This window comes from Pedobacter sp. P26, assembly GCF_050632135.1.
Taxonomy (GTDB): Bacteria; Bacteroidota; Bacteroidia; order Sphingobacteriales; family Sphingobacteriaceae; genus Pedobacter.
Window position 1 is genome coordinate 4,721,326 of record NZ_CP192574.1, and the last position, 17,596, is coordinate 4,738,921.

Here is a 17,596-nt window from a genome sequence, read left to right on the forward strand (position 1 = left end):
CTGTCATTGACAACATAATGGATTGCTTTTCTTAATGCGTTGAAATGGTTTTCGACTACGTTCAGACTGACATACGAATTAATTTAATTTTAAACAGGCTCATACCTCCATGAACCATTTATTTAAAGAAAGTCCATGATGTTTGTTTTTAGATTAGAAAATGTAATTAAATAGATTTTTAAATCTTCTCGCGTTTATCTTTTCGTTTTGCATTAATATATTCAGAGGGAAGCATATTAAACTGATTTTTAAAAAGCTTAGAAAAATAGCTTGGTGTACCAAAACCTGTCATGTATGCAATTTGTGCAACATTATAATCACTTTTCTCCAGCAACTCCACTGCCCTTTCCAGTTTTACAGATCTAATGTATTCGATTGGCGTTAGACCGGTAATTTCAAGTAGTTTATGATAAAGAGACCCCCTGCTCATCCCCACATGCCTGCTTAGTTCTTCTACTGAAAGTTCCGGGTTGTTGAGTTTTTCATCAATGTATTGAACAATTTTATTCAACAATTTAACTTCGCCAGACTCAATTTCGATTTCTTTAGCCTGTACCTGCACTTGTTTAGAATACGCATTTTTAACGGAACGATTAAAGGACAATAAGTTGTCAATCTTTGCGTGAAGAATGTCAAAATTAAAAGGCTTGGTCAGGTAATCGTTAGCTCCGGATTTTAAACCTTTAATCTGGTCTTCTTCTCCACTAATTGCGGTAAGCAGAATAACCGGGATATGACTTGTTCTCTTGTCTGCCTTTATTTTCTGGCTAAGCTCAATACCATTCATTTCGGGCATGCTGATGTCGGTAACAACTAATTTTGGGTGTCCGGAAAGTGTTTTTTGCCAACCCTCCTTTCCGTTTGCCGCCTCTATGATATGATAAAAAGGCTGTAAGCTATCTTTCAGGTGAAATCTAAATTCTTCATTATCTTCTACCAGCAGGATCGTAGCCATCTTGCTCTCGGCAGGTACCATTTCTACAGCAGTTTCACCTGTTTCTTCGTTCGTTAAACTGTATTCTGCATCGTCAATTTGCTGATTATTATCTTCATTTATCATATCAACCGGCAGCGAAACCAGAAACGTAGTTCCTTTTCCAGGTTCGCTTTCCACGGTAATCTGCCCACCGTGCAGTTCTACAAACTCCTTTACAATTGATAACCCTATTCCACTTCCCTGATTTAAAATCTCGGTTACATTGTTATCCATAAAAAAACGATCGAACACCCTATCTTTACTTTGATGTGCAATCCCTATCCCAGTATCTGAAACCTCAATACAAAATAAAGGTTTAGTCTCATGGACTGCGGCTCTGATGAACATGTTAAGAGATACTTCACCACCTTCTTTTGTAAATTTAAATGCATTGGAAAGGAGGTTAAATATAATTCTTTCCATTTTATCCTGATCAAAATGTGTTTTCAGACTTTTGATATCGCTGTTAATATGAAGTGAAATTTTCTTGCGCTCTGAAAGATCCTGAAATGCTTCTGCGGCTTCCCTGATAAAAGTAATGAGATCGGCCTCATTCAGGTTTAATTTCAGTTCCTGTTCTTCCATTTTTCTAAAATCGAGCAGTTGATTTACCAGATTTAACAGTCTTCGTGCATTTCTACGTATCATCTTTACCTGGCCGGCTACAGAAGATTCCTGTTTAACAGCAAGCAACTTATCAGCAGGTGCTAAAATCAACGAGATTGGTGTTCTAAACTCATGACTTAGATTGGTAAGAAATTTAATCTTTTGTATATCTAACGCATGGGCACGTTCGGCATCCCTTCGCTGTTGTAATATCCTTTGTTCAGCATTGATCTGGGCCTGTTCAATGGCAAGTTGCTGTTTGATGCGCTGAATTCCCCTTCGCCGGATGGCAAATAGGATTGTACCAGTTAAAACTACGTAAAAAATATAAGCGTAAGTGGTTCTCCATAAGGGTGGCTGTATATGAACAGAAATTGAAGTGATTTTGTTACTCCAAACGCCGTCGTTATTACTTGCCCTTACCTGAAAAATATAATCTCCAGGATCTAAATTCGTATAATATGCTGTCTTCTCTTTGCCAACCTCGTTCCAATCATCATCCAGACCAACCAGGCGATAGGAATAATGGTTTTGCTGGGGCGCTGTGTAATTAAGCGCTACATAACTAATTGAGAAATTTTGTCCATAACTCAGTTTAATTTCTTTTGCGAAGCCAATTTGTTCCTGAATGGGTGATTTTTCGCCAGGGAGCACAACGGTATTAGAGACCTTTAGTTCGGTAAGCAGCACATTAGGAACCACAGTGTTGGTGGGCAATTCGAGCGGATTAAAGTAGTTGAAACCGTCTTGCCCGCCAAAATAAAACTCTCCATCTGAAGTGCTTATTCCAGAACCCAATATAAAAGGACTGTCTTGTACCCCATTGGGACGCCCGAAGTTTTTTATTTTTTTGTTTCAGGATTAAGACAACTGATGCCATTATCGGTACTGAGCCAAATCAATCCGTCTTTACCCTCCAGTATTTTGTAAACAATAGCGTTAGACAATCCGTTTGTTTCGTTAAAATTGGTAAATTTTCCAGTACGGCGGTTGAAAAGATCAAGCCCGGCACCATCAGTTCCGGCCCATATATTCCCTTTACTATCGCATAACAAGCTTAATACCACATCGTTGGAAAGTCCGCTATTTGCTTTTCGATATACTTTATATTTCCCATTACTACGCTGAAATACAGCTATTCCCGTTCCGCTGGATGATAGCCACATATCGCCATAAGGATCTTCTACAATTGCCCGTATAAAGCCATTGCTGGGGAGCAGCATAGGTGGCAGGGATTGTGTGCCAGATTTCGTAAATGAATTCGTTTTATAATCAAATACATTAACACCGGTTCCGTTTGTACCAATCCATATTAAACCCTTGCTATCTTCCTTTATAGCGAAAATTTCATTCTGGCTAAGATCGGTTGCCGATGGGCCGGCCAGGTATTGTTTGTAGGTTTTAGTTTTGGAATTATAGGCAAATAAGCCATGTTGGTACGTCCCCACCCAAAGCATACCCCTCGAATCAAGCATTAAAGTAAGTATCGCCAATGGATTTCGGGAAAAATCAATTTTGCTCTTCATGTCAATATGCTCGAAAACGCCCTGATCACGATCGAAAAAGTGTAATCCTCCTCCATCCGTGCCTACAAATATTTTTCGTTTTGAGAATTCGGCAAAGGAGGTAACAATGGGTGATGAAAGTCCTTTGGGATCAAACGGGCTGCTATGCTTTAGGTTAAACAATGCTAAATTTGGATCGAACTTACTAACGCCACCCTGATAGGTACCCAGCCAGATAATGCCATTATCAGCCATACAGATGCTCCTAACCGACTTATGGCTAAGACCAAAGGATTCACGTTTGTTGGGACGAATATTAGAGAAAGCCTCGGTGGCGGTATCAAAAATTGTTACCCCGTCCTCGGTCCCTAACCACAATTTACCTTCCTTTTCTAAGCTGGCGGCATAAATAATGTCGTCTGAAAATAGCTTATTATCCGATTGCAAAAAAGATTTGAAATGCTTTTCATCATCCAGCAACATATTGAGGCCATTGTTGGTGCCAAAAAATATCCGTCCCTTTTCATCCTTTACAATAGTTTTGATGAAATTATCAGTTAGGCTTGAAGGGTCATTGGGATGATGGATAAATTTCTCAGTGCCACCGCTGGTTAAGTTAAGTGCCAAAAGCCCAACATTGGTGCCAATCCATAGCTTGTTGTCGTTAGCCTGAAGAAAAGAAATTACGCTAGAACCATTGCCCATCAGGGCATTTATTCCCACGTTTTTTACCTTAAGCGTTTTTGGATTGATCACCCGGTACCCACCAAAGGTACCCACCCATATATTTCCGCTTTTATCTTCGTAGAGTGTTAATACATTGAAGGGGTGTTACGATTCGGGATACCCTCACCTACAAATGATTTAAATGTATTTTGCTTAGCATCGTAATAAGCTAAGCCAGCTCCGTTTGTACCTACCCAAAGTCTTCCCCTCCGGTCTTCTAAAAGAGCTGAGATATTGTTAGACGGAATGCTTGTACTATCACCGCTTTTAGTGGTATAAACGGTAAAATTGGTACCATCGAACTTATTCAATCCATCGCTGGTACCAAACCACACCAGACCATTATGATCCTGAAGTATAGTATTTACAGTATTTGAAGAAAGACCATTTTTAGTATTAAGGGTAATGAAGTTGGGATTATTTTGTCCCCTTACAATAGTGTAGCTTAATAACAACATCATTAGGAATGACATTGCGCCGATACTCGATACTTGTTTTAACATCATAACAATAGATTCAAGCTTTAGCGATCTGGATTGTGATTGTATTTGTGCAGGCCCGCTTAACTGAGGTTGGTACACAATAGTTTGTATTTGGTTTGCGCTTAAATATAGATAACAGCTCTGTCTTAAACTATTTTATTCAAGTCTAGAACTGGAACAGCAGGCTTACTAACAAACCTTTTAAGGTTTGTTAGTAAGCCTGCTGCTGAACTAAAGTAGTAAAGAGCAAAGCATAAAGCGGAAGATAAGTGTTTATGATCATACTTATGAAATATGACAATATATAATTTCCGGCAAAATATGGGTGCTTACCAATCCCTCGTTTGGTTTTATTACAGCAATGCATCATTAAGGTATTAATATTTGGTTATCCTTTTAAGAAGGTATACTCAATATCTGAGTAATTCCTAACCGAATATATCACTTAATTTCGAAAAAAACAATCGATTGCATTGCTACATCGAATTTTTATAATCAGGGGTATCGGGAGACAAGGGGAAATGAGGTGATCATTTATGGTAACAGGAGCGATAGCATAAATTAAAAACAGATCCTGGCAAAGCTTATTAGTAGTTTTCTAATAAAAAAGCCAGAAACAACGTTAACCGAAGTCTCTGGCTTTAAGAGCGTATTTTTTTATTTATTCTTTAAGCCTTCGGCTGTGCCAACATAGGCTGGTTTTCGCACAAAACCTTCTGTCCACAAGCCTATTGGCTCCCCTGCTCTCCAACTTGAGGTGGCCGGGCTATCCTGAGGGGCCCATATCGTAATTCCATATCGCTGAGCGGCCGGAATAAGTTCAAAGTATTTCTTGATTACATATTTGTACATCTCTGATTGAGCGGCATATTGCTCGGCTGTTGCCTGTGCAGTTTTTACATTTCCTGTAAAACCCATATCCAATTCTGATATTTTGATCAGTTTGCCGGTTGCGGCCAATAATTTGAACATTTCCTCTATCTTGGCTTTATCAGAAGTAGCTACAATATGCATTTGCGTACCAATACCATCTATTTTTGCGCCCTTGTCTTCTAAATACTTTACGTATTCAATTAATCCTTTGCATTTATCGATGCTATATTCCAGGTTATAATCATTAATAAAATGGATATCATTTGCATTGCCGTACTGCCTGGCCAATTGAAATGCCTTTAGCGCATAATCCTTACCCAGGTAATCTTGCCAAAAGAATTCATCAGCTGCAATGGTAGTTCTGCCCGCAGCAGTTTTAAGCTCAGTTGGCTTTGCATCATCCATTGGCTCGTTTACCACATCCCAGGCTTTAATATAATCTTTTGAAGCAGTAACCATACCTTTAATCCAGGTCTCTAGTGCAGTAGTTAAAATGGCCTTTTTCTGCTCGGCAGTTTTTTCTACAATGGTAGTGCCACCAAGCGGATTGTATTTTTTAAGCGTGATATTATCGAAATAAAAATTTGTTGCTGTTTTACCCAGATTAAAAGCCACAGAACCACTTGTTGCAATTTCTGCGGTAACTGTAATTTCTTTGGTATAGGTTGTCCAGGTTGGTGTTGAAGAAATTGCACCAAAAAAATCATAAAATTTATAGGCGCCAGGCGTAGTATGAGCCTGTGTAGGATACGATGCCGCTACATCAGAACGTACATTCATTTTAAGTTCATACTTCTCTCCTACTGCTACCGCCGGAAACTTAAGAAATAATTGCGCATCATAATCATTGGTTCGTACCGCCGAGTTACTAATTTTCAAAGCCCGCCCTGTACCGTTAAAGCCTTCGCCAGCTGCAGTGAAAGAGGCAACAGCATTGGTGTTGGATTGATAAACCGAAGCGTTGTCTGTTTCAAAATCCGCTCCAATTACCAAGTCCCAGGTAGGACCACTACTTGAAGCGGTTACCACCGGAGCAATCAGTCCTTTTAAATATGTTGCATTTTGATTGGCATGCCAGGCCAGTGTATGCCCAAAAACTGTAATACCGGCTTTAGATGCTGTTTCCAGCAGGTTTTTCACATTAGTTAAGGCCAGGCTTCCATCAGCCTGTACAACGGCACCATGCTTCATTTCATAACCTAGTGTAATTTCATCAAAATTGCTGTTGATGAGCCTGTAAATTACGCCCTTGGAGAGATAAGGTTGCAGACTTGCTCCGGCACCAAATTTAAATTTAGGATTTGCTGCCCTATCAATATAGGTTTTTAATGGCTGATAGGCATCAATCATCTCTTGGGCCGCGAAACTGGTGGGTTTAGCCACCTGATAATCCAGTGCCTCGTATTTGTGACAGGAAGCAAGCAACATTGCCACTGCCAGACCAAATGCTATTTTGTATAATCGTTTCATTTTCTCAATTGTTTGATTAAATATTAATTATTTGACCGGTGTAAATGTTTCGGCCTTCACGCCACGGTCGCGCATTACCAAGGTATCTAAGCTATTCACCGTTCTATCATTCAAATCGATCTGATAGTTCAGATAAAGGGCATCGCGATCCTGGTTGCCCCAGCTGTTTTTCTCACCCCGTTTAACAAATTTTCCGGTGCCACTCGCTGTAAAACTGGCATCACCAGCTGTAATTGCACAGTTGCCCGTATTATCGAAAGTTAACAATAAGGTCCGGCTGATGCTGGTTCCCCCTGTTACTTTAAATGTAACAGGAAACTCGGCCTGGGTTAGTGAACGTGTGTTTAACTTATTGATTTCATCATTCTCCACATATTTCATGTGGCGAACGGTCGATTGATTGAGTGAGGTATTGCCATTTTTCCCGGTAATCACATCCTTTCCTCTGCGGAGATAAAAACCCTGCCATGTATTGATATACTTTACAGCATACAATGTATATTTTTTTCGGGCAAGATCGTTTTATTCTGATCAACACTGGTCATTGTTAAAGGGATCACATAAGTGGTATTAACAGCCAATGGGTCTGCGAAAAAAGCATCGGTTAGCTGAACATCTACACCACCTACCAAACTTCCTTTCGGGATAACAATTTTGTTAGCCGCAAGTGTATAATAGTTAGCTGGCATAGGCCTTACAATACCGCTGTAGGGCGATGGAAAGGATAATCCCTGAGTTAGCGCATTATCCACACTGATACCAATCGTAATATCTTCTTTATTTGAGTAAACTCCGCCGACTGTACCCATAATCTGAAATCTATGCTGGTTATCCAATGAAGTATCAAAAATATCTTCGCCCATGGTGATGGTCCGAATAGGTCCCTGGTACGCAAAATATACCGTTTGTACATCGTTATCTGGAAATGCCCATTCTTCGTTTTTGCAGGCGCTAAGTGCTAAGACAAGCGCAAGTAAAATATATATTTTATTTTTCATGATGTTATTTTTTATAGCGATTGAATATTACCACCCTGTGTTCTGTTGTAAAGCATTATACTTTAGCGTTTCACTATAAGGAATTGGTCCAAATCTCATATACTCCTGATAGTTTCTTGCCTCCACATTGATTTCCTGATAGTTACCCTGTGAGATACTTACTCCTTTCACCGGTTCAGTTAATGTTGCATTCCATCTGCGAAGATCCCAGAAACGGAATCCTTCAAAAGCCAACTCTAACCTACGTTCATTCCTAATCAATGTTCGCATGGCATCTTTATCTGTTTTAATCGATTCGAGGTAAGCATCACCGTTTGCAGTTCCAACACCAGCCCTGGCGCGAATAGCTTTAATAATATCATAAGCAGAATAAGGATTGCCACCATTTGCTGTAGGGCCCCATGCCTCATTTGCTGCCTCTGCATAGATGAGGAATATTTCCGTATAGCGGATATGTGGCCTGTAGTGTTTCTGATTATTTACGGTTGGTGTACGGCTAACATCCTGCCTCAACAACTTTTTCATGTAGTAGCCAGTTCGTGTAGAAACTTCCTTTCTATTCAGTCCATCATCATTGGTTGCCACATCTGTAGTGGTATTAATTACCTTGTTTGTTGGCCCGATCGTATTTCCATTGTACACTATAAATTTTGCTAAACGCGGATCTCTACCTGTAAATGGAGTGGCAGGATTATATCCGCTCTGCGGCGTATTGGCAATTGGATAACCATTTTGCATCGGGAAAGCATTAACCAGATTTTGAGTTGGGTTTATACGGCCCTGTCCGGACAAGGTTGGTGGGTAGTTAGCTGCTTCTAAATCACTGTTTGACCCAACATTTGTGCGCCAAAGCACTTCTCTGGGACTAGCGCCGGAAGCCAATGCATCAATTTCTGACTTGTTATCATACCAGGTAACACCGTTAGGATCTAAGTTAGCTAACCAGTTATTAAGTGTAAGTACCTGTGCTGCGTAACCGGCCGCATCGGCCCATGTGGTAGAGTTTCCTGTACTGAAAGCCGGACTTGCAGCCATTAGTGCTACCCTGGCCCGAATGGCTTTAGAAATACGACCAGTCATTCGCTGATTAAAGAACTTACCGAAAACCCGGTTATAGGTTTCTACATTAATTCCGGCATATTTTGCCGGGATCTGACCGGTGCTATTGATATCGGCATAATCTAAGGGAAGCAATTGTTCGGCCTTATCCAAATCACTGTAAATCTGTTTAATACAGGCATCAAATGTAGCCCTTGGCTGGTTAAAATTAGAAGTCGGTGTTTCGGGTTCGAGGACAATAGGAAAACCATATAAATTACCCCCTACTTTTCCGGCATGTGCCTGTAGCATATACGACATTAAGTAGGCCCTTAAAGCATAGGCTTCACCTTTTTGCCTGTCGTTAAACATTTTACTCAACACCGGGTCTTTAGAATCCCATAGCACCTTGTCTGTCTCTGCCAAAAATAAGTTGATATACTGGATACCAGCTCTGGCATTGGTCCATTGATCTAATGGATTAACTGCAGCCGACCACTGCCCGGTGGCAATTTTCCTAAAATTATTATTGATATCATTACTTACCGCGTCATCTGTAGCTACATCGTTAAAGGACCAGCCATTTGATGGAAGCCTTGTGTAACCATTTAGCAATAACCCATGTGCAAGTGCGGGTTCAGTATAGATGTTATCAAAATCTCCATTATTTTGTGGAGCGGGGTCGGTAAACTTTTTACAGCCCGAGAGCATCACAACGACAACTACAAATCGTATTAATATTCTGTTCATCTTTTCTAATCTAATATTCAATTAAAACATTGCCTTTACGCCCAGGTTATATAACCTTGTTTGTGGGGCACCTCCTAAATTCAGCTCCAGTATCTCTCTTTCTTTTGCTATTGTTAAAAGATTAAATCCTGCCACATACAGCCCCAGTTCTTTTAATACTTTACTTTTGAACAATTTATCGGATACTGTATAGGAGATTTGAACTTTAGATAAATCAAACCGATCTGTGCTGTATAACCAGAAATCAGACGCTCTGAAATTATTATCTCCATTTAAAGTGGTAAGTCGCGGAAAGGTTGCCGTATTTTTTGTTTGAGGTGTCCATCTGTCGCGCACAACTGCCGAATACTTATCGCTTCCGTTAACCCAAAAATAGTTATCGCTTTTCATGGCGCTTGCACCGAAGCGGCCTGTACCCAAAACAAACAAGGTAAGGTTTTTCCACTTAGCAGTTAAATTTAATCCTGCTGTAAAAGGAGCACCGAACCATCCACCGCGTCCAAGATATACCTGATCCTTATCATCGATAATTTTATCCCCATTCTGATCGATGTACTTGATATCACCAGGAGCCAATGCCGAACCAAATGCAGGTTTTGCGCTGTTAATTCCATCTGCTGCTGCCACTTCGCTGGCATCCATGTAAAAACCATTGCTTTTTAATCCCCAGATCGCGTCGAGTGGTTTTCCGGCACGGTACTGATAACTGTTTTCGTAAGTTAACATATCAGCACGTTTAGTTGCTTTGGTCGTATAATACGTTCCTGAAACTCCCAATATCCAGTCGACAGCACCAATGCGCTTATTGAAATTTAAGTAAAAATCCAAACCGGTACGCTGATCGCTATTATAATTACTGTAAGGAACAAAAGAAGAACTAGGAAATGCGGTAGTGAAATAATTTGGATAAAGAACATTAATCTGACCGATAATTCCGGTGATGTTATTTCTGAAAACATTTGCTCCGAAATTAAGCTGATTTTTGAACATTCCACCTTTTATCCCGATGCTGATTTCTTTTCTTTTAGCGAAAGTTAAGTCCATGTTGGAACCACGGCGCGAATCTGTAGACTGTGTGCCTGTACCGTCGTTCCAGCCATACCAGTTACCGCCTGTGGCTGTATAAATACTTTCATAAGCAAAATACTCATCAAAATCGAGATCAGTATTTAAAACACCTGCTGATGCGGTTAGCGTTAAGTCGTTAATGAATGAAACTTTTTTCAAAAACGGCTCTTCGCTAAGGTGCCATCCGATAGAAGCTGCAGGAGAAAGTGCAGTCCTGTTTCCTGGCGGCATTTTTGGCGAGCGTACAACAGCTCCGGTAATTTCGGCAAAATATTTACGGCTGAAATCATAATTTAACTGCAACCCTAAATTAGAATTTGTTATTGGCTGATAGATTTCAGATTGAGATTGACGATATGCCGCAGCCAGCAATACTGCTGAGATATGATGGTTATTACGGAATGTAGTATTGTAATTAAATTGGCCAGATAACGAAATAGTTTGTCTGTAATAACTATCTGCAATGTTCTGAACTCCGGTTTTAGTATCTTCTCCCCAACGTGTTAAACTTCCGATTAGGGTTGTACCAGAGTAGGTTGTCCAATTGGGCTGGTAAGTTGCATATCCGTTTCGATAACCCTGATTGTAGCTGTTCAGATAATCAACCCCCATAGTGGTACTAAAAGTAAGTCCATTCAAAATTCCTTTCAAATCAGCATCAATACCAGTGGTAAACTGAAACTGGCGTTGTACAAATTTATTGTTACCGCCTGCATAAATGGCCGCAAAGGGATTGGTTTGATCTAATTGCGTACCACCAAGAATGTATTGCCCATCAATAATTGTGGCATTTTTGATCATCGCTTTGCTCACCTCATCACTCTGTTCCAATAAATTAATTGGGATTAATGGAGTAAATAAATGAGGCCGCAGTGTTGCAGCGTTAGCCCAGTAATTCGTATTTACTCCGCCACTGCTGGAAAACACAGCGCTTGCATCTACACGGGCTTTTAGTGCTCTGGTGAGCTGCATATCAACATTTCCGCGGATGTTAAAGCGTTCTGATGTATTATTTTCTTTTGCTTCGCCGAAATTAAGCAGCGAACCTGTAGATACGAACCCAACATTAGTGTAATAACGGGCACGGTCGTTCCCTCCAGAAATTTCTGCCACGCCATCATAACGTGAAAAACTGTTTTTGAGGTATTCTGATGAGTAGTAATCTACACTTGGATAACGATATGGGTTAACACCAGAGTGATTATAAATAGTTTCCGGAGTATAAGCCGCCGCCAAACCATCATTTGATAAAGCCTCATTGTACAAGGTCATGTACTCAGAAGAGCCCAGGTATTGAGCAAATCTTTTTGGCGTATTTATTCCGATATTGGAACGAACATTTATTTTTTGCTTAGTTGGTGTACCTCTCTTTGTGGTGATCAAGATTACCCCTTTTGCACCGCGGCTGCCATATAGGGCAACGGCCGAGGCACTCTTGAGAAAAGTGATCTCCTCAATTTCATTTGGTGTAACACTATTCACATCTCTCGGAACTCCATCAACCAATATAAACGAGGTATTCATACCCCAAAGGTTGTTGCCATTAAAGCCAGGAGCAAAAGCTTCTATCCCGTCCAAACCATAGGTTATAAAGTTTTTCTCAAATAGCTGTGCCAGGTTAACACTTGAAACGCCGGCAGGAAGATTACTTTCGGCGGCGTTTTTAAAGCCCACGTTTATCAGTCTATCCTCTTTAGTTAAAGTAACTTGCTTTAGGTTGGCTAATGCGGTTACCAGTGAGGTCTTGTAGCCTTTGGCACTTACCGAAAATGTGCTGTTCTCATTTACGGATAAAGAGAATTCACCTGCCTGGTTTGCTATAGTGAGCACGTCGTTTCCTTCAACAGTTATGGATGCCCCTTTTACCGGATTTCCATTAATATCACGAACAACAGCTTTTATAGGTATCTTAACGGCGTCCTGACCTTTGATTACACCGACAAACAGTGTAAAAAAGACACACAGCGCCAATGCATTTCTTAAAAATTTCATCATTCTTGTCTTTAATTATTTATGATCATGAACTACCTTACCATCCGGGGTTTTGCGCAAACTCCTTATACATATTTACATCTGCTCGCTTAAGTGGCAGCCAATAATGCTTTTCACTAAATGGGCGTTGTAATATTAACCGCTCGCGATAGTTTACAACCTTGTTTAATTTGGTATCGGTTGTGGTATTTAAAGGAGCAGCACGATCAAATTCTGCGGCTGTTTTTAAAGTATATGGTACTTCGGCAAGCAAATGCCAGCGACGAAGGTCATTAAACCGATGTCCTTCAAAGGCAAGTTCAACAGCTCGTTCGCGTCTTACTTCTTTCATAAATTCTGCTGTTGATGCTAAGAACTGTGTGGCAACGTGACCAACACCGGCACGATCCCGAATTACGTTGATGGCATCTACGGCAGTTTTGCTAAATCCCTCTGCGGTTGCGCCTGGGGAGTCGTACCCTGCAGCAACCGATTCTGCATACATCAGGTATATATCGGCCAAACGCATATATGAAACCTTAATGTTCAGATTCTGTCCATAATTCCAGCCCTGATCAAAGTTATTGGCAGTTCTGGGCACAAATTTGAACATCATATATCCGGTACGGCTACCAGAACGTTCATCTCTGTAACTGCCGTTTGTATACAGGTTTGCATATCGGTGTGGTTCCATATTTGCGGCCAAAGTTCCCTGTACCACTTTAACCCCATCGTATATAATGTCATTATAAAACCTGGGATCCCGATCACGCCAGGGAAATTGCGGATCATATCCAGAGCCACTGGGATCAGCCTGGGCAGAATTCGAAATGGGCAAGCCATTCTTCATTCCATAATAATTAACATAATTTGCGGTAGGCGCAAATACCAGTGCATCGGCACCTACAATTGCTGGTGTATACTGTTTTGCCGTACCATAGGTTGAACCATGTGCGCCCCAATATGGCCCTGTAAATATGACTTCAGTACCTCCCGGGATTAAGAAATTTTGACCGGTTGTGTAAAAATTGGTACTGTATTGTGCAAAAGGCAATAATTTATGAGGAGCAACTCCGCTTTCTGTTAGTTTCAATAACTCGGCAAATGCAGCAGCCGCTTTTTTACTCAGTTCTGCATTGTAGGTTTTGCTACCAGTAGATTCTAAGTTCATTAATGGACTAGCAGCCCACAGGTAGTTTTTACCTAAATAACCTAGCGCCATGATTTTATTAATGCGCAACTGGTTTTTACCCAGGGTTTGGATCCCGGCTGTTGTATTATCCCAATTGATTGGCAAAAGATCGGCGGCTGCTCTTAAATCCAGCGCGGCCTTTGCTGCACATTCCTGATACTTTAGCCTCGGCAATCTCAATTCTTCATCGGCTGGCAATACCTTGTCAATATAAGGAAGCCCTCCAAAATATTGCATGAGCTGGAAATGGAACCAGCCTCTAAAAAACAGCAGTTGACCCCTGATCAGATTACGTTCTTCATCAGTTGCATTTACCATAAGGTTCAGGTTCTCAAGACCTAAATTTGCTTTACGAATGCCATACCAGGCTAATGGATAGAGGCCCTTGGTAAAACGATCGTTATTTGTATTGGCGTTGGCATTATCTAAAAATCCTGCACCCCATCCGTCAAACTCACGCTGCCATCCCCAGAAATCACCATTATCAATTTTATTAACAAAGTGGAAATTTTGAACTGTAGACTGGATTTCATCTTCACCCCAGTTGAAACTGTTGGTCCAATAACGATTGGTAAAATCTGGAATACAGTTATAGAGCTCTTCGGTAAAACCCTGAAAACTACGAAAGTCTTTAAAGGCAGATTCTGCCGTCACAGTTGCTTCGGGATCCCTGTCTAAATATTTTTTACAAGATACCATGCCGGTTCCCGCCCAAATCATTCCTATTAATAATAGGCGTTTTATATATTTTTTCATAACGATCATGTTTAAAAGATGAAATTAGCACCCAGATTATACCGCTTTACAGTTGGGTATGCACCTTGCGATGCCCAGCCCTGCCCGCCCGCACTTTGGTAATTTGCTTCACGGTCATCAGGCATCTTAGTCCACACGTATAAATTGTTCCCGTTTAGGAATACACGTATACTTGATATTCCGGCTTTTTTAACCCAGTCCTGTCTAAACGTATAAGCAATCTCAGCATTTTTTAAACGCAGATAAGAAGCATCATAGAAGTACCTGTCTGCCGTGTAAAAACCCGCAGGTGTTGTTTCCCAACGTGGCATCGGGCCATCAGGGTTTGTATTGTCTTTTGACCAATAACTTCCTTCATCATAGGCAACCGTATTTTTTCCAGAAAATGTTCCGAATACAACCTGGCGGGTAACATTGTTCACTCCGTAAAACTGAGCAAATGCACTAAATCCTTTCCATTCAAAACCTATAGTGGCATTGTAGGTGTTTTCAGGAGCACCGGAGTAACCATAAGGAATGTTATCATTTGCATCAATTACCCCATCCGCATTGTAATCTACCAGATGATAGTTTCCCGGTATTTTCAATTGGTCATTGGCATTGTGCATAGTACTTCCATAGAGCTGATCCCAGGTATTGTAATAACCAGCGCTTACATAAGAATAAGCCTGTCCAATCTGTTTATCAATAGGCTTAGCGTATAACGGTAACAATCCGGCAACATCAGCATAGGTAACTTTGTTCCTGGCATGTGTATAATTAATGTTGCTCCATAATGTAAGGTTATTGTTGATTTTCTTGTTAAAACGCAGATCTATTTCAAATCCTCTTGATTTCACTTTCCCAACGTTAAACGTAGGTGGAGTGGCACCATAGTAACTTGGAACAGCACGATTGCTGGTAAGGATATCGCTCCTGTCGTCCTGGAAGAAATCTACGCTTCCAGAGATCATGTTTCCAAAAATCCGAAATCAAGTGCAATATTCTTTTTTACAACCTTTTCCCAACGTACGTTTGGATTACCTACCGAAGTTTCCCTATACCAGTTGTAAGGACTATTCTCTGCAGCTTCACCAGTAGTACCCAGTGGTGTAGTGCCTCCAAATGCCCAGTTTGTCAGGAAGGCAAACCTGGGAGAACCACCATCATCACCAATTCCACCATACGATCCACGTAATTTCAATGAATTGATGAATTTGATCGGTTTCATAAATTTTTCTTCAGAGATCATCCATCCAAGTCCTCCGGAAGAAAAGAAATCAAAACGATAGGCAGGTGCAAATCGCTCAGAACCGTTATAAGCTCCGTTATATTCGAAACTGTATTTACCTGCATAATTATAAGTGGTACGGAAAACCCAGTCTTCACGGTAAGAAGGAATAATACTTCCGGTAGCCGTATTATCTCTGCTCCAAAGCCCCATAGCCGTTACATTATGATTTTGAGCAATGGTTCGGGCATAATTGATTTGCATTTGGGAAAACATCCGGCGGTAAGTTGCGCCATCGTTAACATCACCTGCACGGCTTGCCCATCTTACACTTTCTCTCCATTCAAGCTCCGTTGCCGCATCCTTAGTTTGTGAATAACTTACTACTCCTGTTTCAGGATCAATGTATTTACTCAGTGTTCCGTTATTACGGTCATCGATTCCGCGGCCAGCTTCGATAAATGTATTATCGATAGATAATGTTCCTTTCAGGCTCAGTCCTTTAACAAGAGAATTTAAGCTTTGATCTAAGGTAAAATCTGTTGTAATACGTGAAGTTGTGGTGGTCTGCATACCACTGGTAGATAAAATTCGTACAGAGTTTAAACTTTGTTGTTCATTAGGTTTATAATACCCCCATGTACCATCAGAATAAACAGGAAGATAGAGATTTGGCGCTGCAGAGTAAGCAGCAGTCCAGGTATTGTAAGGGTTAACATCAATCCATGGACGCTCAGATACGCCTCGTGAACCTGAGATATTTGTTCTGAAGACCGTTGATGGCGTTATTTGAAAATCTAAGTTACTTCTTACATTCAATCTTTTGAAACTGTAGCCACCGCTATAGCCACGATCGTTACTAAACCTTCTAAACAAATCTCCTTCGTCAAGGTAATCAACAGAAGAAAAATACTTTACGAATGGTGTTCCACCGCTGATGTTAAGATTGGCATTATAAGACATTGCATTATCCCTGAACAGGGTATTTACCCAATCTACATTGGGGTAACGCTCGGCTTCTTCAAGATTGGCTGGCGAGCGGTATTTTTGCATCACAGCTTCGGGAAGATAGGAACTCCAGGCCCCCGGAGCGAGTGCCAGTTCATATTCGATTGTTCGGTTACGTGCCTGGAACATATCATAAGAATCGAGCTTACCAGGCAGTTTAGATGCAGACTTAACTACTGTATTAGCAGCTGCCCTGATTTCTGCCTTCCCATCGCGCCCTCTTTTAGTTGTGATTAAGATTACTCCGTTTGCTCCTTTTACCCCAAATACCGCAGTTGCTGATGCATCTTTAAGTACTGAAACAGAAGCCACAGAGCTGATATCTATATTATTGATCGATCGCTCAACTCCATCAACTAAAATAAGCGGACTGGCATTGTTCCAGGTGCTGCGCCCGCGAATAAGAATCTGAGGATCTTCATCTCCAGGCATTCCGGTGCTGGCAGTAGTAATCACACCTGGCAAATTTCCAGTTAATGCGGCACCTAAACTAGATACACCACCTGTTCTTTCCAACACTTCGCTGGTTGTTTGAGAAATCGCACCAACTACACTTTGTTTCTTCTGAACGCCGTATCCCACAATCACTACATCACCCAATTGATCGGAATTAGATTTCATTGTTACGTTTACGGTGTTTTTGCCGGCAACACTCACCTCCTGCGTCTTCATACCTATATATGCAATGATAAGTATCTGCCTGTCGGCGGGTATCTCTATGGCAAATTCGCCATTCGTACCGGTTTGTACTTTAGAATTAGTGCCTTTTACAGTAATAGTGGCTCCTATTAGCAGCTGCTTTTGTTCATCAGCTACCGTCCCGGTTATCCTTCGTCGTTGTTGGGCTACAGCTGGATTAACGAACAGAGCGGAAGTAATCAGTGTTAAATACATCACGAGTAATAACTGCTTTGCCCCCTTATATCCGGAGCGCGCACCATTACCCATATTGGTTATTTTTTCCATT

11 protein-coding genes are annotated in these 17,596 nt (G+C 41.0%); all 11 read right to left on the reverse strand.

Features of this window, described 5'->3' with window-relative positions; genetic code table 11:
* Positions 1–178: 178 nt before the first annotated feature.
* Positions 179–2,380: a hybrid sensor histidine kinase/response regulator transcription factor gene (locus ACQ86H_RS21925; RefSeq protein WP_431292477.1), complete on the reverse strand. Its 2,202-nt coding sequence runs from the start codon at positions 2,378–2,380 to the stop codon at positions 179–181.
* A gap of 44 nt (positions 2,381–2,424) precedes the next feature.
* Entirely contained in the window at positions 2,425–3,867 is a 1,443-nt protein-coding gene (locus ACQ86H_RS21930; protein WP_431292478.1) for a ligand-binding sensor domain-containing protein, read from the reverse strand.
* Positions 3,868–3,899: 32 nt separating this feature from the next.
* Positions 3,900–4,319, reverse strand: coding sequence for a ligand-binding sensor domain-containing protein (locus ACQ86H_RS21935; RefSeq protein ID WP_431292479.1), 420 nt, complete (start codon positions 4,317–4,319; stop codon positions 3,900–3,902).
* A gap of 633 nt (positions 4,320–4,952) precedes the next feature.
* Entirely contained in the window at positions 4,953–6,638 is a 1,686-nt protein-coding gene (locus ACQ86H_RS21940) for an endo-1,4-beta-xylanase (protein ID WP_431292480.1), read from the reverse strand.
* Positions 6,639–6,665: 27 nt separating this feature from the next.
* A complete protein-coding gene (locus ACQ86H_RS21945) occupies positions 6,666–7,133 on the reverse strand; it encodes a DUF5627 domain-containing protein (RefSeq protein ID WP_431292481.1) in 468 nt (155 codons plus the stop codon).
* Positions 7,121–7,636 (reverse strand): DUF1735 domain-containing protein, encoded by a 516-nt coding sequence (locus ACQ86H_RS21950; protein ID WP_431292482.1) that lies wholly within the window; start codon positions 7,634–7,636, stop codon positions 7,121–7,123. The genes ACQ86H_RS21945 and ACQ86H_RS21950 overlap by 13 nt, the downstream gene beginning before the upstream one ends.
* A 27-nt stretch (positions 7,637–7,663) precedes the next feature.
* Entirely contained in the window at positions 7,664–9,424 is a 1,761-nt protein-coding gene (locus ACQ86H_RS21955) for a RagB/SusD family nutrient uptake outer membrane protein (protein WP_431292483.1), read from the reverse strand.
* Between the two features lie 21 nt (positions 9,425–9,445).
* Positions 9,446–12,487, reverse strand: a complete 3,042-nt coding sequence (locus ACQ86H_RS21960; protein ID WP_431292484.1) for a SusC/RagA family TonB-linked outer membrane protein — start codon at positions 12,485–12,487, stop codon at positions 9,446–9,448.
* A gap of 34 nt (positions 12,488–12,521) precedes the next feature.
* A complete protein-coding gene (locus ACQ86H_RS21965; protein ID WP_138820503.1) occupies positions 12,522–14,411 on the reverse strand; it encodes a RagB/SusD family nutrient uptake outer membrane protein in 1,890 nt (629 codons plus the stop codon).
* 11 nt (positions 14,412–14,422) lie between these two features.
* Positions 14,423–15,364 (reverse strand): hypothetical protein, encoded by a 942-nt coding sequence (locus ACQ86H_RS21970; RefSeq protein ID WP_431292485.1) that lies wholly within the window; start codon positions 15,362–15,364, stop codon positions 14,423–14,425.
* Complete coding sequence (locus ACQ86H_RS21975; protein WP_431292486.1) at positions 15,361–17,595, reverse strand: SusC/RagA family TonB-linked outer membrane protein; 2,235 nt, start codon at positions 17,593–17,595, stop codon at positions 15,361–15,363. The genes ACQ86H_RS21970 and ACQ86H_RS21975 overlap by 4 nt, the downstream gene beginning before the upstream one ends.
* Between the last annotated feature and the right edge of the window lies 1 nt (position 17,596).